This is a genomic window from Pusillimonas sp. NJUB218 (assembly GCF_003788685.1).
Classification (GTDB): domain Bacteria; phylum Pseudomonadota; class Gammaproteobacteria; order Burkholderiales; family Burkholderiaceae_B; genus Neopusillimonas.
In genome coordinates this window covers 29,164-53,378 of the sequence record NZ_NQMK01000013.1, presented here as the reverse complement: position 1 = coordinate 53,378, position 24,215 = coordinate 29,164, and the positions used below count along the sequence as shown (strand labels likewise).

Sequence of the window (24,215 nt, the reverse complement as noted above, 5' to 3'; positions counted from 1 at the left end):
CAGGCCCGAAAACGGGCCTGATCGGGGTGCAAACAACCCGAAAGTGGCGATGATTTGAGCAGTTTTTAACCATTTTTGAATACTTTGGTCATGAGGTCGATTTTTGGATGTTTGAAATCGAGTTCTTCAGACCTTCCCTAGGCAACCCGGCTGGGTTTTAACGGTACAGGCTTTCGACATAGTCGGCACCAATGCCGACTTTCTCGTAGTGGGCCTTACACATGGCAATGTAGTCGTGCACGTCAAAGTGCCCGGTCGAATTGCCTTCTTCATCCAGCCAAATCAGTGGCCCTTTCACAATAAAGAACACACGCATTGGGTCTTCGTGTTCGTGAGCAACCAGGGTATGGCTTTCGCCGGGGGTTTCGTATACAAAGTCGCCGGCACGGGCCACCCAGTCATGCTCCAGGTAGCTCCATTGCCCCGAAATGGTGTAGGCAAACACTTCGTGCGGATGGTAATGGCGGTTAATCAGCCCCGGTGCGTCGGCACGTAATATATCTGCCCACTTGTTTTCCGAGGGTGAAATCCAGAGCGGGCGCGAAGACACTGTTTCGCTGAACGGGACGTAATAGCGCATGTCGTCTGTCGGGGCGTTCTGGATGTACGCTTCGGGTTTTGCATCTGGCTTGAAAACGTCTTTGATGGGGGGGATGGAGCGCCAGAATTCGTTGCCGCCGAGTTTGCTCATAAAAGTCTCCTGAGTTGTAAGTTATGGATAAAGGTCCAAAGACATTCTAGTCATGGGTGTCCCGCTTTGGCTTTCGTCATTGCGACGAGGTGTTTTCTTGTGCCGGACAACAAGGTATGCTGATGTCCAGTTCGCGATATTTTTTCAGGCAGATGCCATGGATACCGCTTTTGTTCCTGTTTCTCATGCCAGTACCGAAGCCGTTCCGCCCGATCAACGCATTGAGTACTGGGAAGCCCACAACGCGGCCGAATTAGTGGGGTTGCGTTGCTCCGACTACAGCCCGGATGGCTTGTTTGTGGGCGAACGCAATTTCGATTTGGGCGTCTTGCGCCTTAGTGATATTCGTGGCGCCGAGCACGTCATCGAGCGCCCGCGTCAAATGATTAAAACGCATCCTAAAGATGCCCTGTTTGCCAGTGTATTGCTCGATGGCGCCGCATTCTTTTATCAGTCGGGCGCCTGTATTACGTTAAAGCCGGGCGATGTCGTGGTGTATCCCACGGTTAGTCCGTATTTGTTCGGGTTTTCGCAGCCTGGTACACGGCAAATTCTGGTCGATATCAGCTTCGATGAAGGTGGCGCAGCTGGGCTGTTTAAACGCCCCGCCGAGCCGCTCAAAATCGACGCGCAACGTTCGCGATTGTCCGGGGTCAGTCAGTCATTGCGCACTACCCTGGCGGGTTTTGTGCAGCAGCCCCTGGCCGGGCAGGCGCAGCAAGTGGCGCAACGCATTCAGTTCTTGTTGGGCCAGTTAATGGGGGTGTCGCCGTGCGATGCGCAGGTTGATTCATCCGCAGCGCGTTTCCACAAAGCCGAAGCCTTCATATTGCAGAATCTATGTGATCCGCAACTGGATGCGGCAGCGGTTGCCGCACATTTGCATATGTCGGTGCGTACACTCAACCGCGTTTTTTTGGCGCACGACACTACCGTTGCCCAATTGATCTGGTCGTTACGGTTGCAACTGGCGTGTACGCAATTGCAGGCTAATCCGGCCGCCGGCATTGGGCAGGTGGCGTTGGGCTGCGGGTTCAGCACCCAGGCGCATTTCGCCAGCAGCTTTAAGTCGGCATTTGGCATGACGCCCTCCGAGTATCGGCGTCAGTTTTCGGTTGAATCGTAATTTTTAAACGGCGAGGGCCTTTTGTATGCGTGTCTTGGTGACTGGGGGTACAGGTTTCATTGGGCAGCATCTGGTGGCGCGGCTGGTTGCCGAAGGGCACGAGGTCGTTGTCCCCACGCGTCGTTATGCGCATGGCCGTGACTTACTGCCCATGCCAACCGTCAATGTGCTGCAGGCCGACATCTACGATGATGCCGTTCTGGGGCGTCTGGTGTCTGGTTGCGACGCTGCGGTTAATTTGGTGGGTATCTTGCACAGCCGCCGCGGTCAGCCTTATGGCCCCGACTTTCGTCGTGCGCATGTCGATTTGCCTGAAAAAATTGCAAAGGCTTGCGTGGCCGCTCGCGTGCGCCATTTTGTGCACGTCAGCGCGCTCGGAGCCAGTTCCTCTGGCACCAGCGGGTACGCCCGCTCGAAAGCAGATGGCGAAAAGGTCATCCGTGACGCTTATACAGGTCAGTCTGATCTTTATTTCAGTATCTTGCAGCCTTCGGTCGTGTTTGGTCCCGAAGACCAGTTCATGAATTTGTTTGCACGGTTGGCGCGTTGTATGCCGGTGTTGGCATTGGCTGGGGCGCATGCCAGGCTTCAACCGGTGTATGTCGGTGATGTCGTCAAAGCGGTTTTGGCTTGCCTTACCCACCCCAAGTGTCGTAACAATACATACGAGCTGGGTGGGCCGCAGGCCTACACCCTGGCCGAACTGGTGGGTTTTGCCGCGCGTTGGTCGGGGCATCCCAGGCCGGTGGTTTCGCTGCCTTGGGCTGTGGGCTATTTGCAGGCAAGTCTGTTCGAGTGTTTGCCCGGGCAGCCCATCATGTCGCGCGACAACCTCGATTCGCTTAAAGCCGACAATGTACTTCGGGCGCCATTGGCGCCCGAGCTGGGGGTTGTGCCTACGCCGCTCGAAGCTGTGGTGCCCGGTTACCTGGGCACACAGCGGCGACGTTGGGCGTAACGGGTTTAGGCCTTGCTGGCGTCAAGGGCCTGAGCAATGTCGGCCAAAATGTCGTCGATGTGTTCGATACCAATCGACAACCTGATCATGTCGGTGCTGACGCCCGCCGACTTCAGCTCTTGCTCGTTCAATTGACGATGCGTTGTCGAGGCCGGGTGGCAGGCCAACGATTTGGCGTCGCCAATGTTGACCAAGCGCAGCACCAGTTTAAGGGCGTCAATAAACCGCGCGCCAGCTTCGCTGCCGCCCTTGATGCCAAACGACATAATGCTGGCGGGTTTGCCGCCAAAATATTTTTTGGCCAGGTCGTGCTCGGGGTGGTCGGGCAGGCCGCCGTACTGCACCCAAGATACCTGCGGATGATTTTTCAAGAACTCCGCAACCTTCTGGGCGTTCTCGACGTGGCGCTCCATGCGCAACGTTAGTGTTTCGATGCCTTGCAGAATCAGGAAGGCGTTAAAGGGCGAGAGCGCTGCGCCGGTGTTTCGTAGAGGCACAACCCGGCAGCGGCCAATAAACGCGGCGGGGCCGAAGGCTTCGGTGTAAACCACGCCGTGATACGACGGATCTGGCTCGTTCAGCATCGGGAAGCGGTCTTTGTGTTCGGCCCATGGGAACTTGCCCGAGTCGACAACGCACCCTGCAATGGTGGTGCCGTGCCCACCCATGTATTTGGTTAGCGCATGGACAACAATGTCGGCGCCGTACTCGATAGGCCGGCATAGCGCCGGCGAGGCCACTGTATTGTCAACAATAAGCGGCACGCCGTGGCGGTGCGCCGCATCGGCTAAAGCCTGAAGGTCGACGATGTTACCAGCGGGGTTACCGATGGTTTCACAAAATACCGCCTTGGTCTTATCGTCGATTAATGCTTCGAGTGCGGCAATATCGTTGTGCGGCGCAAACTTTACCGTAATGCCCTGGCGCGGGAATGTATGCGCAAACAGGTTGTATGTACCGCCATACAGCTTGCTGACCGAAACGATGTTGTCGCCTGCTTGGGCAATGGTTTGTATGGCATAGGTTACCGCGGCCATACCCGACGCCAGCGCCAAGGCAGCGACGCCGCCTTCCATGGCCGCAACGCGCTCTTCGAGGACCGCGTTGGTGGGATTCATGATGCGGGTGTAAATGTTGCCGGGCACCTTCAGGTCGAACAGGTCGGCACCGTGTTGGGTGCTGTCAAAGGCGTAAGACGTGGTCTGATAGATAGGGACGGCGACCGATTTTGTGGTTGGGTCGGGGCTGTAGCCAGCGTGAATGGCCAGAGTTTCAAGTTTCATGGGTGCTTGTCTCGTGGTTGGATGTTGAAAATAGTTCTTTTAGACGGCCAAGCATATCAAAACATTGGTAATGCTTGGGCCTACGCGGCAAAATTCCGCCATTGAGCTGGCCTAGCGTGAAATACGGTTGGACTTGGGTTAGCATTGAGCGTATTTGTCTATTTGCAGTGTCGGGCCATGCCCGGGTTCCGAAGGCCTTAAATGAAAGTCTGGTTCAAACGTATTGTGGTTGGCGCTGTGGCAGTGTTTATTCTGGCACTGTTAGGGCTGGCTATTTTCCTGCTCACGTTCGACCCCAACGCATACAAAAGCAAAGTTCAGGAACTGGTCTCAGAGCGCTACCAACGCACGCTCGTGATCAATGGCGACATTTCTTTGTCGTTGTTTCCGCGTATTGGGCTCACGGTTCAAGACGTTTCGGTTTCCGATCGCAATAGCACCACCGTTTTCGCTTCGGTTCAGCAGGCCCGCGTTGCCGTCGCTATCTGGCCGTTGTTGTCCAATAATCTCGTGGTCGACCACATCACCGTCGAGGGTTTTCGTGCCTGGGTAACGCGCTCGCCGCAGGGCATATTTAATTTTCAGGATCTTATCGACGGGGTCGACAACGCCGCCCCGGCTCTGGCAGTGGTGCCCGCCGTGGCCACCGTCGGGGTGTCGACGCCCTCGGCGACCGACGGCCGTAAAGTTGCCCTCGACCCCCGACTCACGCCCGAAAGTGCGCAATTGCAAATCGATATTGCCGGGCTCGACCTGAAAGACGGCGAAGTCCATTTCAATGATGCCCAAAAAGGCTATATGGGTCGGTTGTCAGGTGTTCAACTCAGCACCGGTCGGGTCACGTTCGATCAACCCTTCGATGTTACGTTGCGCGGGAAACTGGTCGGTGACAATCCGGTCGCCGATGCCAATATTCAGGGTCAGGCATTGCTGCGCCTCGATCCATTAAAAAAACAATATTCGGCACAGAAGCTTAATGTTCAAGTGACGGGCTTACTTGCCAAGCTCCAGGCCCAGTCCATTACATTGCAGGGTAATGTGGCCTACAGTGCCGTCAACAAGCATTTCGACGCCACGGGTTTGTCGGTGGCGTTGCAGGGCAAAGTGCAAGGCATGACCCCCGAACAGCCTGCGGTCGACGGGTTGCAGGTGTCTCTGACAGCACCGCAACTAAGAGTTGATCCCAGCCGTTCGTTATTGCAGGTTCAACGTCTTGCGGTCAGGGCTTCTGGCAAAATGCCAGCCGAATCCTTCGAAGTTGCTTTCGACGCGCCCGATCTGTCTGTTTCGCCCGAAGCCGCAACCGGCGAGACCGTTGCGGGCACATTAAAGTTGTCCGGCGAATCCGTGGCAGGGCTGGCCTTCGAGATGTCCGGTTTGGGCGGTAACTCGCAAGACCTCAATCTAAAAGAGCTGAAAGTTGACGGCACGGTCAAAAAGGCCGACCGCCTGATTCGTGTCAATTTGTCTTCGCCTGTGCGGTGGCGCGCTGCCGAGCAACTGCTGGGGCTCACAGCCATCAAGGGTGATGTGAAAATCAATGCCGAGGCGTTGGGTGCGGCCGGTTTCGAGTTTCCGCTTATTGGCAGCCTTCAGGCCAACCTTCAGAAGCAAGAAATCAACAGCGACCTGAATGCTGTCTTGAACGGCAACCCGCTAAGTTTTTCGACGCGTGTGGCGGGTTTCGACGCCCCTTCGGTACGACTCAATTTGCAGGCTGACGAACTCGATTTCGACAAGCTTTTCCCTGTGGTGCAGGCCGCGCCAAAAGCAGCGCCAGATGCGGCTGAAACGACAGAGAAGCCGGCATCTGATACTGCAGCGTCACCTGCGGCCGATGCGGCCGCACCGGCCGCTTCCCCCAAGCTGGACTTAAGCGTGCTCGACGCGATCGATCTTGTGGCCAATGCCAAAGTGGGTAAGTTGGTAGGGCGCGGCATCGAAGCCGACAATGTTGTCCTCGATGCCAAAGCACAAAAAGGCCGTCTCGACATCAGCCAGATGTCGGCCAACTTATATGGCGGCACCGCCACCGGCAAATTCAGTGTGACATCAAAAAATGTGTTTGGCGCGCAGCTGAATCTGGCTGGGGTGTCGGTAGGGCCATTGGTGGCGGCTGCCACGGGCCAAGATCGCCTGACCGGCACAGGCACGCTTAAACTCAACCTGACAACCCGCGGCGATACCGTCGATGACCTGCCAGCCGGCCTGGGGGGCTCGGTGCAACTGGCGTTACGCGATGGCGCCGTCAAGGGCTTTAACGTTCAGCAAACACTGGTGCAAATTTCCGAGGCATTAAGCCGTATCAGCAGTGGTCAAATCCCCGATTTAGGTGCGCAGTACGATCTTTCTCGTGAAACTCAGTTCACTTCGCTTGAAGCTAACCTTAATTTTGATAAAGGGGTGGGTACGCTGCGTAAACTGGCCGTCGAGGCCCCGTTGTTGCGCGTTTCGCAAGGGTCGCCTGCGACCATCAACCTAGTTACAAAAACGCTTGATGTCGTCTCGAACGTACGGGTGGTCAACACCGCGCGTGGGCAGGGTGGGCCTGATCTCAGTCAATTGCAGGGGGTCACCGTTCCCGTGCGTGTTCATGGGCCGTTTACCGACATGAAATACGCGGTCGAATGGAAAGAAATTGGTGGCCGCGTTGCCAAGCAATTGCTCGAACGCGGGCTAATGAATCTGCTCGATAAAAAAGCACCGGCCCCGTCAGGGGGCGCTGCGGCGTCATCGGCGCCCAAGCCCGCCGATACGGTCAAAGATCTGGGGAACACACTGAAGGGGTTGTTGGGCCGATGAGCACCATCAATGAATATTATCCGGTGGCCGGATGCGCGCCACTGAACGATGTCGATGCCGCTCCGTATCATTTACGGTGGGCAATTACCGATGATGCCGGCCAAATTTTGCTGGCTGACCAGTGCAAGCTGCTGACCGACATTTCGGTCACGCTCAGTTTCGGATACCTGGTAATGCGCGCGCCCGGCATGCTACGTATGGATATCCCGCTCGATGTCATTGAAGATGACGACAGTGTTGTTCGTCAGGCCCATTTAGGGCAACAGCCAGTCAAGGTTGTCGACGAGGGCGATCTGGCCGCAGCCTGGGTATCTAATTTTTTGGGGCAAAAATCGCGTTTGGTGAAAATTCACCCCGATGCGCTTGCATTGCGCTGGCCCGAATAAGCGTACGTACCCGGTAATTTCTGTATTGAACGACCTGAATCTGGTCAGGCCGGGTCGGCGCTACCCGTCAGTAAACGATAACGGGCCATCAGCTCGTCGTGCGTTTCGTTTTTTTCGGGGTGGATTTCAATGCATTCAACCGGGCACACCACCACGCATTGCGGCTCATCGAAGTGACCGACACATTCGGTGCACTTCGATGGGTCGATTTCGTAGATGTGCTCGCCCATGTAAATGGCCTGGTTAGGGCACTGGGGTTCGCACACATCGCAATTGATGCATTCGTCGGTGATATGCAATGCCATAGCTGCGGCGCTTGGTTGCTGGCTTAAGCCTGTTTTTGTTGTTCGAGTTGCGCTGCGGCTTGTGCCGCTTCGCGATGAGCCGCCGCTTTGGTATGCAGCCAGCGCTCGACAGACGGAAACACAAATTTGCTGACGTCACCGCCCAAAATGGCAATTTCACGCACAATCGTGCCCGAAATAAACTGGTATTGGTCTGAAGGCGTCATGAACAGCGTCTCGACTTCGGGCAGCAAGTGACGATTCATCCCGGCCATCTGAAATTCGTACTCGAAGTCTGAAACGGCGCGTAAGCCCCGCACAATAACTCGGGCATTTTGTTCGCGAACAAAATCTTTGAGCAGACCAGCAAAGCTTTTGACTTCGACGTTTGGATAGTGTCCAAGTACTTCCTGGGCAATTTCAAGGCGTTCGTCGATAGTAAAGAACGGTTTTTTTGCCTGGCTGTGGGCAACGCCAACAACCAGATGGTCGAACAGGCTGGCAGCACGCCGGACCAGATCCTCGTGACCGCGGGTCAGTGGGTCGAATGTTCCGGGGTAGACGGCAGTAATCATAGGGTTCCCGAGAGAGTCAGAAGCGTAGTTTTTAAATGACTGCGACGGTTATTGTATGCATGGCGGGCCGCGATAAGGCCCGATGTCCGGGTTAGTTTAACTCAGTGGTTGTGGTTTTTCTTGCGCCGCAACAATTTTAAGTAGCAGGTAGTGTACAAGGCCGGCCTTTCCTTCGCGCAGTACTTCAAAGGCGGGCGGTGGGGTAACGGGGCCCTCGGCCTCGACATAGACATAACCGTCGGGTGATAGCACTAAAGGAAGCAGCGGCCAGATTTTTTCAAGCCAGCCCTGGTTAAACGGTGGATCGAGTAAAACCAGATCGAATGGGTTGGCCGTGCGCTCGAGTACATGCATGGCATCGCCCGGAAAGACGCGTACGCAGTCGGCTTTGAGTTTGGTGCGCAGGGCGCGAAGGGCGGCAACCGCCTTGGGGTTTTGCTCAACCATTTGCACGTGAGCGGCGCCCCGAGATGCGGCCTCGAAGCCCAGGGCGCCTGTGCCCGCAAAAAGGTCTAGTACGTTTTTGTCTGTGAACTGGCCGGCCCACAAGTGGGTAAGCCAATTAAAAAGCGTTTCGCGAACACGGTCAGGGGTGGGGCGAAGGCCGGGGGCGTCGATGACGGGGATTGGAGTCCGCCGGTATTCACCGCCTACAATACGGACATTGTGTTTTTTCATACTGTGCTGTTTGCTGTTGGCCAGAGCTCGTCTGGCAATTGATATAGGTTAGTGTAAAGCGTATGTTCAGTTTCTTTAAACGAAAAAAATCATCCGACGCCGTAGATCAGGTGACGGCCCCCGAGGCTACTGACGTCGCCGGGCAGACGGGTACGCCCGAGGCAGAGCAGGCGCAGCAAGAGACACGCTTGGTAAGCACCGAGCAGGCGTTGGCCGACGGCGATGCGTTGGCGTCATCATCCCCGACGACTGATGCAACGTCTCAAAGCCTCGGGGCCAGTTCTGACTCATCAAGCGCGAACCCAGCGTCTCAGGCCGGCGTAGAAACGATCGCGGCCCAGCCGGTTACGCTTGAATCAGCCGATGCCCCAAGTCCTGCGTCCCCGCCTGCGGCACCCGCGGCACCCGCCAAAATGTCCTGGATGGCCCGTCTCAAGCAGGGATTGTCGAAAACAGGGCAATCGTTGGGCGGGTTGTTTGTGGGTGTTAAGGTTGATGAGAACCTTTTCGAAGAGCTTGAAACCGCGCTTATTATGGCCGACGCGGGTGTCGAGGCCACTAACAAGTTGTTGACTGCATTGCGCGCCAAAGTGCGAAAAGACCGCTTGACCGATGCCGAGCAGGTTAAAACCGCGTTGCGCGATATATTGGCCGATCATTTGCGCCCGCTCGAAAAGCATTTTCCAATCGATGCCGCCAAGCCTTTGGTGGTGATGATTGCCGGCGTCAATGGCGCGGGTAAAACAACGTCGATTGGCAAGTTGGCGAATACCTTTCAACAACAGGGCAAGAGTGTTTTGCTGGCGGCCGGAGATACCTTTCGCGCGGCCGCACGCGAGCAACTGATTGCCTGGGGTGCGCGCAATAATGTGACTGTCATTTCGCAAGAGGGGGGCGACCCTGCTGCTGTAGCTTTTGATGCCGTCAATGCCGGTCGCGCCCGAGGTGTAGACGTGGTGATGGTCGATACGGCTGGCCGTTTGCCCACCCAATTGCATTTAATGGAAGAGCTCAAGAAGATTCGTCGCGTTATCGGCAAGGCCGATGGCAATGCGCCGCACGAGGTATTGTTGGTGGTTGATGGCAACACGGGTCAAAATGCGATTGCGCAAATTCGTGCCTTTGACGCGGCCGTTAACCTCACAGGCCTGGTCGTGACCAAGCTTGATGGCACCGCCAAGGGCGGCACCTTGGCGGCGGTAGCCGCTGGCAGTCAGGGCGTGCGCCCGGTCCCTGTTTACTGGATTGGGGTTGGCGAAGGGATTGAAGATTTGCAGCCCTTCGTGGCCGCAGAGTTTGCCGCGGCGCTACTCGACTAGCAACGGGCCGATGGGCCCAGACGGGCCTGCTTGCATTTTCGCTAGAGCCGCTGGCGCTGACGGCCTGGCCCCTAGCGGGTTTTAATCGCGCCGGCTTTGGCCAACTGTTTGAATAGGGCCTGGGCGAGCAAACGTTTTTGTGCTTGCGCGCCCCGCAGCCAACCGATGGCAAACCACGCCTGGGGCTGTTTTTCTGTCATGGGCTCGTAAAAAATTTCGGCGGTGTATAGGTCGTTCAGGTCACCCAGTTCTTCTTGTACGAGTTCCAGCAGCTTGCGCAGGCCGCTTACATTGCTTTTTGCAAGCAGGTCATTCGAAAAATCCAGACAATAGCGCAGGCTTTTAACTTCTTTACGCAGGTCGTGTTGGGCTTCTATGGGCAGGTCATTAAATTTGCTGCCCTTTTTGCCTATTTTCTTCAGCCATTCATTGAGCCGCTTGACCAACATGGGCCTGATGGGTTGAGCGGCTGATTCGAGGTTGGCTTTTTGCCATTGGTCGCCCAGTTGCACCACATGACTCATCAGGTCGATCAGGGTGGTCTGAAGCTCGGGGTTGGCGGCAACAACCGATGGCTTGGGCCCGCGTGCAGATTGCCGCGGCATGCGCAAGTCGGGCAGGCCGGCCAGCTTTAACTGGGGGTGAACAACAAGGGCGACAACATCACCGTCGCGTGCCATGCCTAACTGGTCGAATGCGGCCCTTAGCACTTTAAGGTTGGCTTCCGGCAATGGGGGTAGCCAGTCGTTGAACAGTTTCAGGCACGACCGAAGCCGGCGTATGCCCACCCGTAACTGATGGGTGTATTCGATGTGCAACCCCTGATTGGCATGCTGGGTATCAACGCCCGCAGCAAACGCGGTGTTCTGGATAATTTGTGCCAGACATTCGTTAATGCACGCCAGATAAGCCTGGGTGGCGTCGACTTTGGGCTTGAGTGTTACCGCACCGGCTTTGCGGGCCCGGAACAACTGCCCTGCATTGGGATTGGCGACGGTTGACACGACGGTTTGACCGCTGGCATCGGTGGTGGTCGTGAGAGCCAGGCCAGCCAGGGCGTCGCCCCGTTCGGCCTTGGACCTGATATCGAGAATCAGGTTGTGCTTTTCGGCCCATTCGCGCGCGAGCAAGAACATGTGCTGGATGTCCCCTGATACATGTTCAAATTCGACTTCGCTGATGGGCAGTTCGAGTTCGCCGGCAAAAAGTGCGCCCTGGTCGTACGCGATTTCGACGCTGCCGGTCGGCCCTTCTTGCAGCAATACGAGCCGCGTGACGCGCGTTTCGTAGCGCAGACACAGCGGGCTTTGCAAGTTGGCGAACAGGGTTTCGAGTGCTGTCCCGGTATACAGTGAAAGGTCTAGCTCGGGTGCGCTGCGCAGATGATTCAGCTCGATGCGCGACAGTGGGTCTGCGCCGGGTGCCTTGATGGTTTGAACCCAGCGACGGCCCTCTTTGCGTAGTCGAAGGGCGATGCCTGCGCCAGCTAGTTCGCGCGATGGCGTATCGAAATAACGGGCCTGCAAAGTCACCCGTTTCGCTTTTGCGGCGCGTAGTTGACGTGCAATGCCTGCCTTGGCCTGATCAGGAACATGCAATTTGATTTCGCGTTCAGTCATGATGGGGTGAGGGCAGCCGTTATTTCATTTAAACGTCGATCATACCTGCCGTATGCGCTTGTTTGTATGACAAGAATCAACAAAGCGACCGTTCTGCTGCACTGCACGATCGAATCGCGCGCGCGTACGCGCTAAAATGGGCGTCAACTACAACTGAGCATGATGTCATGACCGAAACGATTTCAGCCGGCCAAACCCTCCAGCCGGCCGGTATTTCCCCTGTTACAGAAATCATCGCCGAATTGCGCGAAGGCCGTATGGTCATTCTGGTCGATGAAGAAGATCGCGAAAACGAAGGCGACCTCGTACTTGCGGCCGACTTCGTCACTCCCGAAGCCATTAATTTCATGGTTACGCATGCGCGCGGGCTCGTATGCCTGACGCTTACCGAAGAGCGTTGCCGGCAACTCGATCTGCCGCTTATGGCGTCCCGAAACGGGGCGCGATTTGGTACGAATTTCACCATGTCCATCGAAGCCGCTGAAGGCGTCGAAACGGGTATTTCGGCAGCCGATCGTGCGCGCACCATTCAGGTGGCTGTTGCCAAAGATGCCCGCCCGTCTGACGTTGTGCAGCCCGGCCATATCTTCCCGGTGCAGGCAGTGCGTGGGGGCGTGCTGGTGCGTGCGGGGCACACCGAAGCGGGTTGCGACCTGACCGCGCTGGCCGGTTTAACCCCGGCTGCGGTCATCTGCGAAATCCTCAAACCCGATGGCACCATGGCGCGTTTGCCCGACCTGCAAATTTTTGCCGCGCAACACAATCTTAAAATCGGCACCATCGAAGACCTCATTCAGTATCGTTCCGAGCACGAATCCATGATCGAGCGCGTGGGCGAACGCAACATGAGCACGCCTTGGGGCGAATTCCATGCGGTGGCGTACCGCGACAAGGCCTCGGGTGCCGCGCACCTGGCGTTAACTCATGGCACGATTTCCCACGACATCGAAACGCTGGTGCGCGTCCACGAACCCACCACGCTCATCGATATCTTGTCCGAAGATGCGTCTGCTCACAGCTGGACAGTCGCTCGCGCCCTGCGCACCATTCAGGCGGCACCCAGCGGGGTCATGGTGTTTTTAAATTGCGAAGGCTCGGTCAACCATCTTTTCGAACAGGCGCAGGCCTGGGGCAAGCCGCCGGCGCCACGTAAAAGTGCCGAGGGCAGTCGCTTCGATCTGCTCACGTATGGCATTGGCGCGCAAATTTTGCGCGACCTCAACGTGGGTAAAGCCAAATTGTTGGCCCGGCCCCGAAAAATGCCCAGCATGGCGGGCTTTTCCTTGACCATTACCGGTTACCATACCGAACCCGATTCCAACGCCTGAAAGGATCCTGCACATGACTCCCTACACACTGTTTCCCGATATGAACGGGGAAGGTTTACACATTGGTATCGTCCGAGCCCGCTTTAACGAAAACATCGGTATGACCGAGCTCGACGCCTGCCTGGCCGAACTGGCCGAACTGGGCGTTGACGAGCGCGACGTCATGGTGGTTACCGTGCCCGGCGCCCTCGAACTGGGCATCACGCTGGCCAAAATGGCCGAAACTTACGAATTCGACGCCCTGATTGCTCTGGGCGCCGTGATTCGCGGCGAAACCTATCACTTCGAGCTGGTCAGCAACGAAAGCGGCACGGCTATCACGCGCGTGGCTCTCGAAACCGGTATCCCCGTCATCAACGGTGTGTTGACCACCGAAACCGACGAGCAGGCCGAAGTTCGCGCCGCCGAAAAAGGTCGCGATTGCGCCCGTGCTGCGGTCGAAATGGCCAACCTGGTTGCCGCCCTCGAGCCCGAAGCCGACGATGACGACTACGAGGATGAAGATCTTGACGAAGAGTAAAGCGTCCAACAACGCGGGCGCTGCCCGCGCCAACGCGCGTAGCGCGCGCCGCCGTGCGCGCGAATTTGCGCTGCAGGGCGTTTACGCCTGGTTGCTGCGTGGCGACGAAAGTCTGCAAGACGCAGGCGCCATCGACGCCCACATCCGCGACAACGATGAATTCCCCGAAGCAGATGCGGCGTGGTTTAAAACATTGCTGCATGGCGTGTTGCGCGAGGCCCCGGCATTGCGTGAAGGCTTTACGCCTTTCATCGACCGTCCCCTCGAAGAGCTTTCGCCCATCGAACACGGCATTTTGCTCATCGGTAGTTACGAACTCGTTCATCACGTCGAAGTGCCTTACAAGGTGGCCATCAACGAAGCTGTTGAACTGGCGAAATCGTTTGGCGGTACCGATGGCTTCAAGTTCGTTAATGGGGTGCTCGACAAGCTCGCCGCGCAAGTGCGCACCACCGAGGTTCAGGCTGCGGCGCAGCGCGCCTGACGCGTCGGTCGTCGTCAACCCGGCATCATGGGTCGCGAATTCGATTTAATCGACCGCTACTTTTCCCGTAAAGTGCCAGCGGGTTATCTGGGCGGCGGTGACGACTGCGCCTTGTTGCCTGTTGCCTCAGGCATGCAAATGGCGGTCAGCACCGACCTGCTCATCGAAGGCCGGCATTTCTTCCCCGACGTATCCCCTCGCACCTTAGGTCATAAGGCACTGGCAGTTAATTTGTCCGATCTGGCGGCCATGGGGGCCAAACCCTTGGGTTGTGTGTTGGGCATTGCCATGCCGGCAATCGATGAATCCTGGTTGGCAGCGTTTGCCGACGGCTTTTACGCGCTGGCCGATGCGGCTGGTTGCCCTTTGGTTGGGGGCGACACCACCGCAGCCGACAAAATAACGTTGTGTGTGACTGTGTTTGGTCAGGTTGACCCAGCCTTGGCGCTGCGTCGCAGCTCGGCGCACGCAGGTGACGACATCTGGGTTACGGGGCTTTTGGGCGGCCCGCATGTGGCGTTGCGATTGTTGCAAGGCCATGTGCCGCCAGGCTGCAATAACACGGCGGCCTTGCTGGCCCAAGTGCGCTCTTCGCTCGAACAGCCGTTACCCCCCGTCGCGTTTTCGCAAGGGCTCCCAGGCCTCGCCCACGCCGCGCTCGACATTTCCGACGGCCTCCTTCAAGATCTGGGGCATATTCTTAAGGCTAGCCGCTGCGGCGCGCAGTTGTTTTACGATAACTTGCCCATCGACCCGGCCCTGGCCGGGTTGTCGCAGGCGTGGCAAGAAGAGGCTGTATTAGGCGGCGGCGATGTCTACCAGCTATGTTTTACGGCGCCTGTGACGTCACGTAGCGCTATTCAGGCGCTTGCCCATCAGCACGGTGTTCTGGCGACGCATATTGGCACTATTGTGCCGCAGGCCGGTCAACTGCACGTTATGCGCAATAATGGGCAGGTCGTGTCGGTGGCGCATCATGGCTTTCAACATTTTTAACGCCGGCGCCAATGGCTGTCGCAGCTTTCAAGGTTGTCATGTCAAATCAAAATAACAACGAACCTCCCATTTCTACGGGTCAAGTATCCGATGCTTCCGGCGTTTCGGGCGAGGCGGCAATCCAGCCTTCTGTTAGCTGGATGCTGCGCTCACCGGCGCGAATGGTCGCCTTTGGACTGGGCAGTGGTTTGATACGGCCGGCACCGGGCACGTGGGGCACGCTGGCCGGTTGGCTTGTATGGGTTGTCGTCTTGTCCCGGTTGTCCGATACCGGCGTGGCCGTTGCGCTGGCGGTGTCCTTCGCCTATGGCTGCCTGGTTTGCCATCGGGTCGGCAAAGATCTAGGGCGCCCCGATCACGGGGGGATGGTCTGGGATGAAATGGTCGCGTTTTGGCTGGTGCTCTGGTTTACGCCAGACACTTTATGGGCGCAAGCCATTGCATTTGGCTTGTTTCGTTTGTTCGATATCGTCAAACCTCCACCCATCCGCTATTTTGATGCTCGACTCAAGAACGGCTTCGGCGTAATGTGGGACGATATCGTTGCTGCGTTATATGCGCTCTTGGTGTTGGCTGTATTGCAACGCATAGGTTTGTTGGGGGTTTTATGAGCATTCGGTACACAGAAATACACGAGACCATTGTCGGGTTGGGCGATGGCGCCCAAAATAATGCCCGTTTGCTGGGCGAATGCTTGCAGGCGCAAGGCTGGATGTTAGCCTGCGCCGAGTCGTGCACCGGTGGCCTGCTGGCGGCAACCATCACCGATATTGCCGGTTCCAGCCAGTGGTTCGAGCGCGGGTTTGTTACCTACAGCAACGATGCCAAAGTGGCTCACCTTGGCGTGGCGCCCGACACCCTCGATCGCTTTGGCGCTGTTAGCGAAGAGACCGCCATGGAAATGGCTGCTGGCGTGTTGGCTTCAGTTCCGACGGCCCATTTTGCGGTGTCGACGACAGGTATTGCCGGCCCGGGGGGCGGTACGGCCGGTAAGCCGGTGGGCATGGTGTGCTTTGGTTTCGCACATCGCGTTAAAGACGGCGTTTCAACCCAGGCTGTTACCCGGGTTTTCGAGGGTGATCGTCGTCAGGTCAGGCAAGCGGCGGTTCAGTTTGCCCTTGCGACCAGTATCCAGCTTATTTTGCCGCGTTAATCGCGTTGCGGGTGTCAAGCGCCGCCTTGGCGGCAGCTTCGCGCCAGTCATCGCCGTTGCTGGCGTACAAAATAGCCCGCGACGAATTGATCATCATGCCTGAGCCCGAGCTGCTTTTGCCGGCCGCTACTGTGCCTTGAATGTCGCCACCCTGGGCGCCAATGCCTGGAATCAGTAAGGGCATGTCGCCAACACGCTCGCGCACTTTGGCAATTTCGTTCGGGAAAGTGGCCCCTACCACCAAAGCACACTGACCATTTTTGTTCCATCGGTTAGCGACCAGGCTAGCCACATGAAGATAAAGTGGTTCGCCGTTGCCGACATCAAGAAACTGCAGATCAGACCCGCCCTTGTTCGAGGTTCGGCACAAAATAATCACGCCTTTTTCTTCCCAGGCCAGATAGGGTTCGACCGAATCAAAACCCATATAGGGGTTGACGGTCACCGCATCGGCACGATAGCGCTCGAAGGCTTCAGCGGCGTACTGTTCGGCCGTTGAACCGATATCACCGCGTTTTGCATCGAGAACCAACGGTAAATGCGGATACGTGGTGCGCAGGTAATCGCACAAGGCTTCGAGCTGGTCTTCGGCCCGCTGGGCTGCAAAGTAGGCAATTTGTGGCTTTATACCGCAGACATGCGGCGCAGTGGCGTCGATCACCCCTTTGCAAAATTCATAGATGGCATCGGGCCTGCCTTTGAGTTCGGCCGGAAAGCGTTGGGGGTCGGGGTCAAGACCAACCATCAGCATTGAGTCGGCGTGCGCCCAGGCGTAGTCCAGTTTTTCAGTGAATTTCATGACGGCAATAAGAGTATGGGTTACGGTAGCAGGTGACTGATGATGACCATGAGCCAAATCAGGGTGGCGAGTGTGATAGACAGCAAGACAGCCGCGCTGGCGAGGTCTTTGGCTCGGCCGATAAGCGGGTGGTGATCGAGCGTGATGGTGTCGGCAAGCGCTTCGATTGCCGAGTTCAGCAGCTCGATAATGAGTACAAAAAACAGGGCGCCGATAAGCAGGGCACGTTCGGCCAGCGTGTCACCAAGCCAGATGGCGATGGGCACCAGCAAAATAAATGCAAACAATTCTTGGCGGAAGGCGGCCTCGTGTACCAGTGCGGCACGGAACCCTTGTGCAGAGTAGCGCAGGGCGTTAACCAGGCGCCGCATGCCGCCTTTGCTTTTGTAGGGGGAGTTTGCGTGATTCATACCGTATTGTAGTCAAGTCTGCTCACGAAAAAGCCCCCGCATTGCTGCGGGGGCTTTACTGGAAAGACCAGGTACTACAGGGGCTTGATTAGAAGCCGCCCATACCACCCATGCCGCCCATGCCGCCCATATCGGGCATAGCAGGTGCGGGTTTGTCTTCAGGCAGTTCTGCAACAGCAGCTTCTGTGGTCAGCAACAGCGATGCAACCGAAGCAGCGTTTTGCAGGGCAGTGCGGGTGACCTTGGTGGGGTCAAGAACGCCTTGCTCTACCAGGTCGCCGTACTCGCCAGTGGCAGCGTTGTAACCGTAGTTGCCCGAACCGGCAGCAACGTTGTTGACAACGACGCTAGGCTCGTCGCCTGCGTTAGCAACGATAGTGCGCAGAGGCGCTTCGATGGCGCGCAGGATCAGCTTGATGCCGGCTTCCTGGTCGATGTTGTCGCCTTTAACAGCAGCAACAGCAGCTTTGGCACGGATCAGGGCAACACCGCCGCCAGGAACGATACCTTCTTCGACGGCAGCGCGAGTGGCGTGCAGCGCGTCTTCAACGCGTGCTTTCTTCTCTTTCATTTCGACTTCGGTGGCAGCGCCTACGCGAATAACGGCAACACCGCCAGCCAGCTTGGCAACGCGCTCTTGCAGTTTTTCACGGTCGTAGTCGGAAGTAGCTTCTTCGATTTGAACGCGGATTTGCTTGACGCGGGCCTCGATCGATTTGCTGTCGCCAGCGCCGTCGATGATGGTGGTGTTTTCTTTGGCCACTTCGATACGCTTGGCTTGACCCAGATCTTCGAGGGTAGCGTTTTCGAGCGAACCGCCGGTTTCTTCAGAGATAACAGTACCACCGGTCAGGATGGCGATGTCTTCGAGCATAGCTTTACGACGGTCGCCGAAGCCAGGGGCCTTGACGGCTGTTGTCTTGAGGATGCCGCGAATGTTGTTGACCACCAAAGTAGCCAGTGCTTCGCCTTCGACGTCTTCGGCGATGATCAGCAGAGGACGGCTGGACTTGGCAACCTGTTCGAGAACGGGCAGCAGATCGCGGATGTTGCTGATTTTCTTGTCGTAGATCAGGACAAACGGATCTTCAAGAACAGCAGCTTGCTTTTCTTGGGTGTTGATGAAGTAGGGCGACAGGTAGCCGCGGTCGAATTGCATACCTTCGACGACGTCCAGTTCGTTTTCAAGCGATTTGCCGTCTTCGACGGTAATAACGCCTTCTTTGCCTACTTTGTCCATTGCGTCGGCGATGATCTGGCCGATGGAAGTGTCGCTGTTAGCCGAAATCGAGCCAACCTGGGCGATTTCTTTGCTGGTGGTGCAGGGCTTTGAAAGCTTCTGCAGCTCGGCAATGGCGGCTGTGACGGCTTTGTCGATACCGCGCTTCAGGTCCATTGGGTTGATGCCGGCGGTAACGTACTTGATGCCTTCTTCAACGATAGACTGAGCCAGAACTGTTGCAGTAGTGGTACCGTCACCGGCGTTGTCGGAAGTTTTGGAAGCAACTTCTTTAACCAGTTGTGCACCAATGTTTTCGAACTTGTCTTTCAGTTCGATTTCTTTAGCAACCGACACACCGTCTTTGGTAACGGTGGGGGCGCCGAAAGAGCGCTCGAGTACAACGTTGCGGCCTTTCGGGCCCAGAGTTGTTTTAACGGCGTTGGCCAGAACGTTTACGCCGCGCACAATGCGCGAACGGGCGTCGTCGCCGAATTGAACTTGTTTAGCTGCCATGGTTTGATTCCTTGCTTGTTCTGTTCGTTGCTGATTACTGGATCACGGCGAGGATTTCGTCCTCGCGGATGACGAGCAGTTCTTCGCCATCGACCTTGACGGTTTGGCCGGCATATTTGCCGAAAAGGACCTTGTCGCCTGCCTTGACATCAACGGGAAGAATCTTGCCGTCTTCTGTTTTCTTGCCGGGGCCGACTGCAATAACTTCGCCTTGATCAGGCTTTTCAGCGGCGCTTTCGGGGATAACGATGCCGGAGGCGGTTTTACGCTCGTTGTCCAGGCGTTTGACGATCACGCGATCGTGCAAAGGACGCAGTGCCATGAAGGTACTCCTCAGAAAATAATGAATGTAATCAATAATCGGGGGTGTTGTTAGCACTCTACCCCGTCGAGTGCTAATTATAAGGACGAACCTTAAGACTTCAAGAGGCAGGGTGCGTTTTGTTACATTTTTGCTGGTTGCGGAGGGATGGCGTAGGGTCAACGAAACTCGAAGTGTTCATTGTGCAAATGCCAGGAGCCAGGGGGTAATGACTTCTTAAGTGCGTGCTCTAATTGCTTGCCCATAGCTGCCGGACCGCAAAACCACACCTGCAGTGGTTTGCCGGCCTGATACTGTTGCAGGACTTGTTCTGGCGTCCAGCGACGGCCATCAGCAAAAATATCCAGATGTACATCGGGGTGAAGGGCCGCAGCTTCTTTCAGTGCTTTGGCCAAAGGGTCGTTTGCATGCTGACAGGCATACTGCAACCAAGCTTGTGGCGCATGGCCGTCTTGGTGATGCTGGCCTAGCCAAGATAAAAAGGGTGTTGCCCCCACGCCGGCACCGACCCAGACATGTACGGCGCCATCGTCATGATCAGGGGGCACGAAGCGGCCATATGGGCCGTCCAGCTCTATACTAAGACCGGGTTGAAGGCGTTCGGATAGCCCGCGTGTCCAATCGCCTAATTGTTTGATGTGAAAGCGTACGACATGGTTCTTCTGGTCTGCATCAGACAGCGTGAACGGGTGAGCCTCTTGTTCTCCGGCCACGCGCAAAAAGGCGAATTGCCCTGCCTTATGGCCCTGCCACGAATCGCCCAGGCGGCATTGCACTTCCAGTACGTCGCCCAGCCGGGTGCACGATACTACGGTACCCTTGTGCGGGTAAGCTGGTTTCAGATCACGAATCAATTGCATCACGGCGGCAATCACGCCGATGGTCATCGTTGCCGCCAGCAGCCAGCCCCCGACACCGCCCCAATAACCATAAGGGGTCAGCACGATGCCGTGAAATACCAGCAGCAGGTAGGCCAATGGCATGAATCGATGCAGCCAATACCAGCGTTTGTAGGGCACGGTGCGGCGGGCCAACGTGATGATCAGCATCAGGATCAGCGCGTAGAAAGTCCATTCGCCCATGGTTTTGGCATAGGGCTTAAGAACGCTGACCCATTCGGGTACTGGCATCTTGGCCAGCCGGCCCGCGTTGCCAATGGCTGTAGTAATGAGCGGCTTTGACTCTTTAGCCAGCCAGTGCGCAAAGCTCAGGGCAACGGCAATGATGCCTAACCATTTGTGTAGTCGGTAGGCTTTATCCATGCCGCCCAAAGGCGACTCTAGCCAGCGGGGGCGCAAGGCCAGCACCATAATGGCTGTCATGGCACCCAAGGCCAAAATGCCAGTCAGCAGCATACCTTCTTGGCGCATGACCCACAGCAAATCACCGGGTGGCGATGGCGACAGCCAGAAGGCTTCGACAGCCCAGATCACAAAGAAACAAGCCAGGATTAGAACAATGCCACGGCGCAAGAGAACACTCCGATTTGGTTGGTGACGTTAAAACGGTGAGTGTTAAGCTGCGACACCAAACAGCGCACCGACGCCTGCAGTCAGCCCCATTGCCAGGGCGCCCCAGAAGGTTACGCGCGCAGTCGAGATCAGTAAAGGGGAGCCGCCTGCTTTTGCGGCGATCAAGCCTAGAAGCGCAAGAAAGAAAAGTGAGCTGCCTGCAACATATCCCATGAGCGCCGACGTAGGAAACAGCAGAACCACTAATAAAGGAAGGAGTGCACCCGCAGCAAAAGTTGCCGCCGAGGCCAGAGCGGCTTGTACCGGTTTAGCGGCCAATGTGTCCGAGATTCCCAGCTCGTCGCGTGCATGTGCCGCGATGGCATCGTGGGCCATCAGTTGGGTCGCTACACTCGAGGCCAAGTGTTCATCAAGGCCTCGATTGACGTAAATGGCTGTAAGCTCGGCGTGCTCTTGTTCGGGGTTTTCAGCTAACTCTGCCTTTTCGCGGGCCAGGTCTGCATTCTCGGTATCGGCTTGTGAGCTGACTGACACATACTCACCTGCAGCCATGGACATGGCGCCGGCAACCAGGCTGGCGACGCCGGCAACAAGGATACTTTGGGTACCCGCGCCCGTAGCGGCCACGCCCAAGACCAGACTTGACGTAGAGACAATCCCGTCATTGGCGCCAAGAACCGCAGCCCTAAGCCAGCCCGTGCGGTGGGTTTTATGTCTTTCGCTATGCCTCATTGATCGTGCCGGTTTGGTTGGTCGGGTACTGCACAGATGGTGACATAATGTTGAAAATTCTACACTTGGCGCCGGGTGAGTTCCAGGCTCAGAGCAGGCATTGATAAATTAAAAGCGTATGGCGATCCGTTACTCAAAAATTTTGTTTGTGGCTGCTATAGCCTTATTCGCGACGCTGGTGGCGTTCGGCAATATTACCGATTACGGCAGCAATTTTGCTTTTGTACGGCATGTGCTGCTTATGGACACGATTTTTCCCGACGCGGCCATCGGGTATCGAGCCATAGACGCACCCTGGTTTCATCACTTGGCTTACGTCATCATCATCGGGCTCGAGGCATTGACGGCGGTGCTTTGCTGGTTGGGAGCCTGGCGTTTGCTGCGACAGGTCAAGGCGCCTGCGCGTGACTTCAATCGCGCCAAAAGCACGGCTGTGTGGGGGCTCTCACTGGGGTTTTTGGTGTGGCAGGTGGGGTTTATGTCTATCGGCGGCGAGTGGTTCGGGATGTGGATGTCGTCCCAATGGAATGGGGTGCCGTCGGCTTTCCGATTCTTGGTCACCATTATTCTGGTGCTTATTTACGTGGCCGTCCCCGATGCCGAACTCGATGACTAAAAGACAAGGTGCAATTTGGCGCCATTAGCGCCCCTGAGCATCTGTTTCGTCCCGGCGCGATCACCCCTTGCCTCTAATCAAATCAATTTGACGTCTGTCGCGCTTGGTCGGGCGCCCGACGCTTATGGTTTGTGCGGGTTCCGGCGCCAATCGGCGCAGTTCGGCGGCTTTTTCGCGCTTTTCGCGGCTTTCGGTTGTTTCTTCGTAGAGCAATTGGGCGACGGGCGCAGGGCCGCGCACTGCACTGATTTGTTTGATAATTACGGTAATGGCTGGTTCGTCTTTGCGCACGTTCACGCTATCGCCAACTGCAACTTCGCGCGCCGGTTTGGCGGGTTGGCCGTTCACCAAGACGCGCCCTTTAGTGATTTCTTGCGATGCCAGGCTACGGGTCTTGTAAAACCGCGCAGCCCATAGCCATTTATCTATTCTGATCTTTTCCATTGTTTCTGCGTACTTGCTGCGCCGCTCAGGGCACAGGTGTTTTTGCTCGACGTCGGTATGCATTATTGCGCCGTTTTGCAAGGCACACCACCCTCGATCATAAGTCTTCGAGAGCCCACTTAGCGATAGCGTTGAGCAGCGAAGGCGACGTCTGCGCGGTTGATGCCTTCAGAGGTCACAGGATTAATATGGCAAAATGGCCCCGCGCCCGAGCGCATTTGTGGTCTGTGTATTGGCAACGAGGTCATTATGTTCTATTCCCTGCGTCATCCGGGTGCGATGGCGGTTACGCTGGCTGCAGCCGGCATCCTGATGGTCACCATGGGCATACGTCAAACGTTTGGCCTGTTCATCAGCCCTATCAATGCCACCACCGGCATGAGCATTGCCACCATCAGTTTTGCGCTGGCCATTGGCCAGTTTACGTGGGGGTTGATCCAACCCATTGCCGGGGCGGTGGCCGACAGGCACGGGCCTAGGGTTGTGCTTATTGCGGCGCTGGTAATTGTGGCGGCGGGTTGTGCCATGACGCCGTTTATGGGCAACGGGTTTGGTTTGATCGTCTCACTGGGGTTGCTGGCCTCTATTGGCTCAGGCGCGGGTAGTTTTTCAGTGCTTATCGGCGCCGCCGCGCAGCGCTTGCCGCTCGAGTCGCGGGGCACGGCATCAGGCATCATCAATGCCGGCGGCTCGTTCGGGCAATTTGTTTTTGCGCCTGTCTTCCAGAAGTTAATTCAGTCGTTTGGCTGGATGGGCGCCATGTGGGCCATGGCGCTTACCGCGCTTGCTGCGCTTCCCCTTATTGGCAAGCTTGTGGGCGCCGACTACAAACCGCGCCCGCATGTTGAAGGCGAGCAGAAGCTGCGCACGGCGGTGGCTCAGGCCGTCAAAGACCGGAATTACATTTTGCTTAACCTCGGGTTTTTTACCTGTGGCTTCCATATTGCATTTTTGGTCACCCATTTGCCTGGCGAAGTCGACTTATGCGGCTTGCCGCCGTCAGTTGCCAGTTGGTCGTTGGCCATTATCGGTTTGTCGAATATTTTTGGCAGTATCTACGCGGGCTCTTGTGTGGCGCGTTATCGCAGCAAATACATCCTGGCAACTATGTATGCTTCGCGGGCAGTGCTTATTGCCTGGTATTTAGTCATGCCGCGCGACCCCTGGGTGTTTTACGTGTTTGCGGCGGGCCTTGGCTTTACTTGGCTGGCCACCGTACCGCCAACAGCTGCCATTGTCGGCAAATTGTTTGGTACGCGTTATTTGGCCACATTGTTTGGTTTGACCTTGTTGTCTCACCAGGTAGGGGGCTTTCTTGGCGCGTGGCTAGGGGGTTTGGCCATTACCGAGTTCGGTGACTTTACCTGGATGTGGTACGCCGACATGGTGCTGGCGTTGTTGGCTGCGTTGGTTAATTTGCCCATCAAAGAGGCCCGGGTCGTGCCCCCGGCCGCACAGGGTAATACCGCGTAAAGCGGTTACC

General features: G+C 56.7%; 26 protein-coding genes. 13 read left to right on the top strand and 13 right to left on the bottom strand.

Features of this window, described 5'->3' with window-relative positions:
* Window positions 1-157: 157 nt before the first annotated feature.
* The gene (locus tag CHR62_RS14900; protein ID WP_093969641.1) at window positions 158-691 is read right to left on the bottom strand and encodes a 2,4'-dihydroxyacetophenone dioxygenase family protein; all 534 of its coding nucleotides are present in this window, start codon (window positions 689-691) and stop codon (window positions 158-160) included.
* 157 nt (window positions 692-848) lie between these two features.
* Between CHR62_RS14900 and CHR62_RS14895 the strand changes: the two genes are divergently transcribed.
* Both CHR62_RS14895 and CHR62_RS14890 read left to right on the top strand, forming a co-directional pair.
* Window positions 849-1,817 (top strand): helix-turn-helix domain-containing protein, encoded by a 969-nt coding sequence (locus CHR62_RS14895; protein ID WP_158609138.1) that lies wholly within the window; start codon window positions 849-851, stop codon window positions 1,815-1,817.
* Between the two features lie 25 nt (window positions 1,818-1,842).
* Entirely contained in the window at window positions 1,843-2,775 is a 933-nt protein-coding gene (locus CHR62_RS14890; protein WP_123661450.1) for a complex I NDUFA9 subunit family protein, read from the top strand.
* Between the two features lie 5 nt (window positions 2,776-2,780).
* Here CHR62_RS14890 and CHR62_RS14885 read toward each other — a convergent pair whose 3' ends face one another.
* Window positions 2,781-4,058 carry a bifunctional O-acetylhomoserine aminocarboxypropyltransferase/cysteine synthase gene (locus CHR62_RS14885; protein ID WP_093969638.1) on the bottom strand — a complete coding sequence of 426 codons (1,278 nt, stop codon included), beginning with the start codon at window positions 4,056-4,058 and terminating at the stop codon, window positions 2,781-2,783.
* A 201-nt stretch (window positions 4,059-4,259) separates the two neighbouring features.
* Between CHR62_RS14885 and CHR62_RS14880 the strand changes: the two genes are divergently transcribed.
* Window positions 4,260-6,860, top strand: a complete 2,601-nt coding sequence (locus CHR62_RS14880; RefSeq protein ID WP_123661449.1) for an AsmA family protein — start codon at window positions 4,260-4,262, stop codon at window positions 6,858-6,860.
* The gene (locus tag CHR62_RS14875) at window positions 6,857-7,246 is read left to right on the top strand and encodes an MOSC N-terminal beta barrel domain-containing protein (protein ID WP_093969636.1); all 390 of its coding nucleotides are present in this window, start codon (window positions 6,857-6,859) and stop codon (window positions 7,244-7,246) included. Before CHR62_RS14880 ends, CHR62_RS14875 begins: the two co-directional genes overlap by 4 nt.
* A gap of 44 nt (window positions 7,247-7,290) precedes the next feature.
* On the opposite strand, the gene CHR62_RS14870 is transcribed toward CHR62_RS14875, so the two are convergent.
* The 3 genes from CHR62_RS14870 to rsmD all read right to left on the bottom strand — a co-directional run bounded on the left by CHR62_RS14870 (window position 7,291) and on the right by rsmD (window position 8,783).
* On the bottom strand, window positions 7,291-7,653 hold the full coding sequence (locus CHR62_RS14870; protein ID WP_233575031.1) for a YfhL family 4Fe-4S dicluster ferredoxin: 363 nt from the start codon (window positions 7,651-7,653) through the stop codon (window positions 7,291-7,293).
* Window positions 7,575-8,105: a pantetheine-phosphate adenylyltransferase gene (gene coaD / locus CHR62_RS14865; RefSeq protein WP_093969634.1), complete on the bottom strand. Its 531-nt coding sequence runs from the start codon at window positions 8,103-8,105 to the stop codon at window positions 7,575-7,577. The genes CHR62_RS14870 and coaD overlap by 79 nt, the downstream gene beginning before the upstream one ends.
* A 96-nt stretch (window positions 8,106-8,201) precedes the next feature.
* Window positions 8,202-8,783, bottom strand: coding sequence for a 16S rRNA (guanine(966)-N(2))-methyltransferase RsmD (rsmD, locus tag CHR62_RS14860; RefSeq protein WP_123661448.1), 582 nt, complete (start codon window positions 8,781-8,783; stop codon window positions 8,202-8,204).
* Window positions 8,784-8,845: 62 nt separating this feature from the next.
* On the opposite strand from rsmD, the gene ftsY reads away from it, so the two are divergent.
* Window positions 8,846-10,102, top strand: a complete 1,257-nt coding sequence (ftsY, locus tag CHR62_RS14855) for a signal recognition particle-docking protein FtsY (protein WP_093969632.1) — start codon at window positions 8,846-8,848, stop codon at window positions 10,100-10,102.
* Between the two features lie 71 nt (window positions 10,103-10,173).
* On the opposite strand, the gene CHR62_RS14850 is transcribed toward ftsY, so the two are convergent.
* Window positions 10,174-11,721, bottom strand: a complete 1,548-nt coding sequence (locus CHR62_RS14850; protein WP_123661447.1) for a CYTH and CHAD domain-containing protein — start codon at window positions 11,719-11,721, stop codon at window positions 10,174-10,176.
* Window positions 11,722-11,888: 167 nt separating this feature from the next.
* Between CHR62_RS14850 and ribBA the strand changes: the two genes are divergently transcribed.
* The 6 genes from ribBA to CHR62_RS14820 all read left to right on the top strand — a co-directional run bounded on the left by ribBA (window position 11,889) and on the right by CHR62_RS14820 (window position 16,202).
* Window positions 11,889-13,049 (top strand): bifunctional 3,4-dihydroxy-2-butanone-4-phosphate synthase/GTP cyclohydrolase II, encoded by a 1,161-nt coding sequence (gene ribBA / locus CHR62_RS14845; protein WP_123661446.1) that lies wholly within the window; start codon window positions 11,889-11,891, stop codon window positions 13,047-13,049.
* 13 nt (window positions 13,050-13,062) lie between these two features.
* Window positions 13,063-13,569, top strand: coding sequence for a 6,7-dimethyl-8-ribityllumazine synthase (gene ribH, locus CHR62_RS14840; protein WP_093969629.1), 507 nt, complete (start codon window positions 13,063-13,065; stop codon window positions 13,567-13,569).
* Window positions 13,547-14,053, top strand: coding sequence for a transcription antitermination factor NusB (gene nusB / locus CHR62_RS14835; RefSeq protein WP_123661445.1), 507 nt, complete (start codon window positions 13,547-13,549; stop codon window positions 14,051-14,053). Before ribH ends, nusB begins: the two co-directional genes overlap by 23 nt.
* A gap of 27 nt (window positions 14,054-14,080) precedes the next feature.
* Window positions 14,081-15,049 (top strand): thiamine-phosphate kinase, encoded by a 969-nt coding sequence (gene thiL / locus CHR62_RS14830; RefSeq protein WP_123661444.1) that lies wholly within the window; start codon window positions 14,081-14,083, stop codon window positions 15,047-15,049.
* A gap of 140 nt (window positions 15,050-15,189) precedes the next feature.
* Window positions 15,190-15,660 (top strand): phosphatidylglycerophosphatase A, encoded by a 471-nt coding sequence (locus CHR62_RS14825; protein WP_233575030.1) that lies wholly within the window; start codon window positions 15,190-15,192, stop codon window positions 15,658-15,660.
* On the top strand, window positions 15,657-16,202 hold the full coding sequence (locus CHR62_RS14820) for a CinA family protein (RefSeq protein WP_093969626.1): 546 nt from the start codon (window positions 15,657-15,659) through the stop codon (window positions 16,200-16,202). Before CHR62_RS14825 ends, CHR62_RS14820 begins: the two co-directional genes overlap by 4 nt.
* On the opposite strand, the gene pyrF is transcribed toward CHR62_RS14820, so the two are convergent.
* The 6 genes from pyrF to CHR62_RS14790 all read right to left on the bottom strand — a co-directional run bounded on the left by pyrF (window position 16,186) and on the right by CHR62_RS14790 (window position 21,672).
* A complete protein-coding gene (gene pyrF / locus CHR62_RS14815; protein WP_123661442.1) occupies window positions 16,186-17,001 on the bottom strand; it encodes an orotidine-5'-phosphate decarboxylase in 816 nt (271 codons plus the stop codon). The genes CHR62_RS14820 and pyrF overlap by 17 nt on opposite strands.
* A 20-nt stretch (window positions 17,002-17,021) precedes the next feature.
* The gene (locus CHR62_RS14810; protein ID WP_093969624.1) at window positions 17,022-17,411 is read right to left on the bottom strand and encodes a diacylglycerol kinase; all 390 of its coding nucleotides are present in this window, start codon (window positions 17,409-17,411) and stop codon (window positions 17,022-17,024) included.
* Window positions 17,412-17,499: 88 nt separating this feature from the next.
* Complete coding sequence (groL, locus tag CHR62_RS14805; protein WP_123661441.1) at window positions 17,500-19,146, bottom strand: chaperonin GroEL; 1,647 nt, start codon at window positions 19,144-19,146, stop codon at window positions 17,500-17,502.
* A 34-nt stretch (window positions 19,147-19,180) separates the two neighbouring features.
* A complete protein-coding gene (gene groES, locus CHR62_RS14800) occupies window positions 19,181-19,468 on the bottom strand; it encodes a co-chaperone GroES (RefSeq protein ID WP_123661440.1) in 288 nt (95 codons plus the stop codon).
* 158 nt (window positions 19,469-19,626) lie between these two features.
* Window positions 19,627-20,940 carry a ferric reductase-like transmembrane domain-containing protein gene (locus CHR62_RS14795; RefSeq protein WP_123661439.1) on the bottom strand — a complete coding sequence of 438 codons (1,314 nt, stop codon included), beginning with the start codon at window positions 20,938-20,940 and terminating at the stop codon, window positions 19,627-19,629.
* Between the two features lie 42 nt (window positions 20,941-20,982).
* Window positions 20,983-21,672, bottom strand: a complete 690-nt coding sequence (locus tag CHR62_RS14790; RefSeq protein WP_093969620.1) for a VIT family protein — start codon at window positions 21,670-21,672, stop codon at window positions 20,983-20,985.
* A 118-nt stretch (window positions 21,673-21,790) separates the two neighbouring features.
* Here CHR62_RS14790 and CHR62_RS14785 point away from each other — a divergent pair, with 118 nt between their 5' ends.
* Complete coding sequence (locus CHR62_RS14785; RefSeq protein ID WP_123661438.1) at window positions 21,791-22,288, top strand: DUF2165 family protein; 498 nt, start codon at window positions 21,791-21,793, stop codon at window positions 22,286-22,288.
* A gap of 60 nt (window positions 22,289-22,348) precedes the next feature.
* On the opposite strand, the gene CHR62_RS14780 is transcribed toward CHR62_RS14785, so the two are convergent.
* On the bottom strand, window positions 22,349-22,732 hold the full coding sequence (locus CHR62_RS14780) for an RNA-binding S4 domain-containing protein (protein ID WP_093970047.1): 384 nt from the start codon (window positions 22,730-22,732) through the stop codon (window positions 22,349-22,351).
* Window positions 22,733-22,981: 249 nt separating this feature from the next.
* Between CHR62_RS14780 and CHR62_RS14775 the strand changes: the two genes are divergently transcribed.
* Window positions 22,982-24,205, top strand: coding sequence for an MFS transporter (locus tag CHR62_RS14775; protein ID WP_123661437.1), 1,224 nt, complete (start codon window positions 22,982-22,984; stop codon window positions 24,203-24,205).
* The last annotated feature ends 10 nt before the right edge of the window (window positions 24,206-24,215 follow it).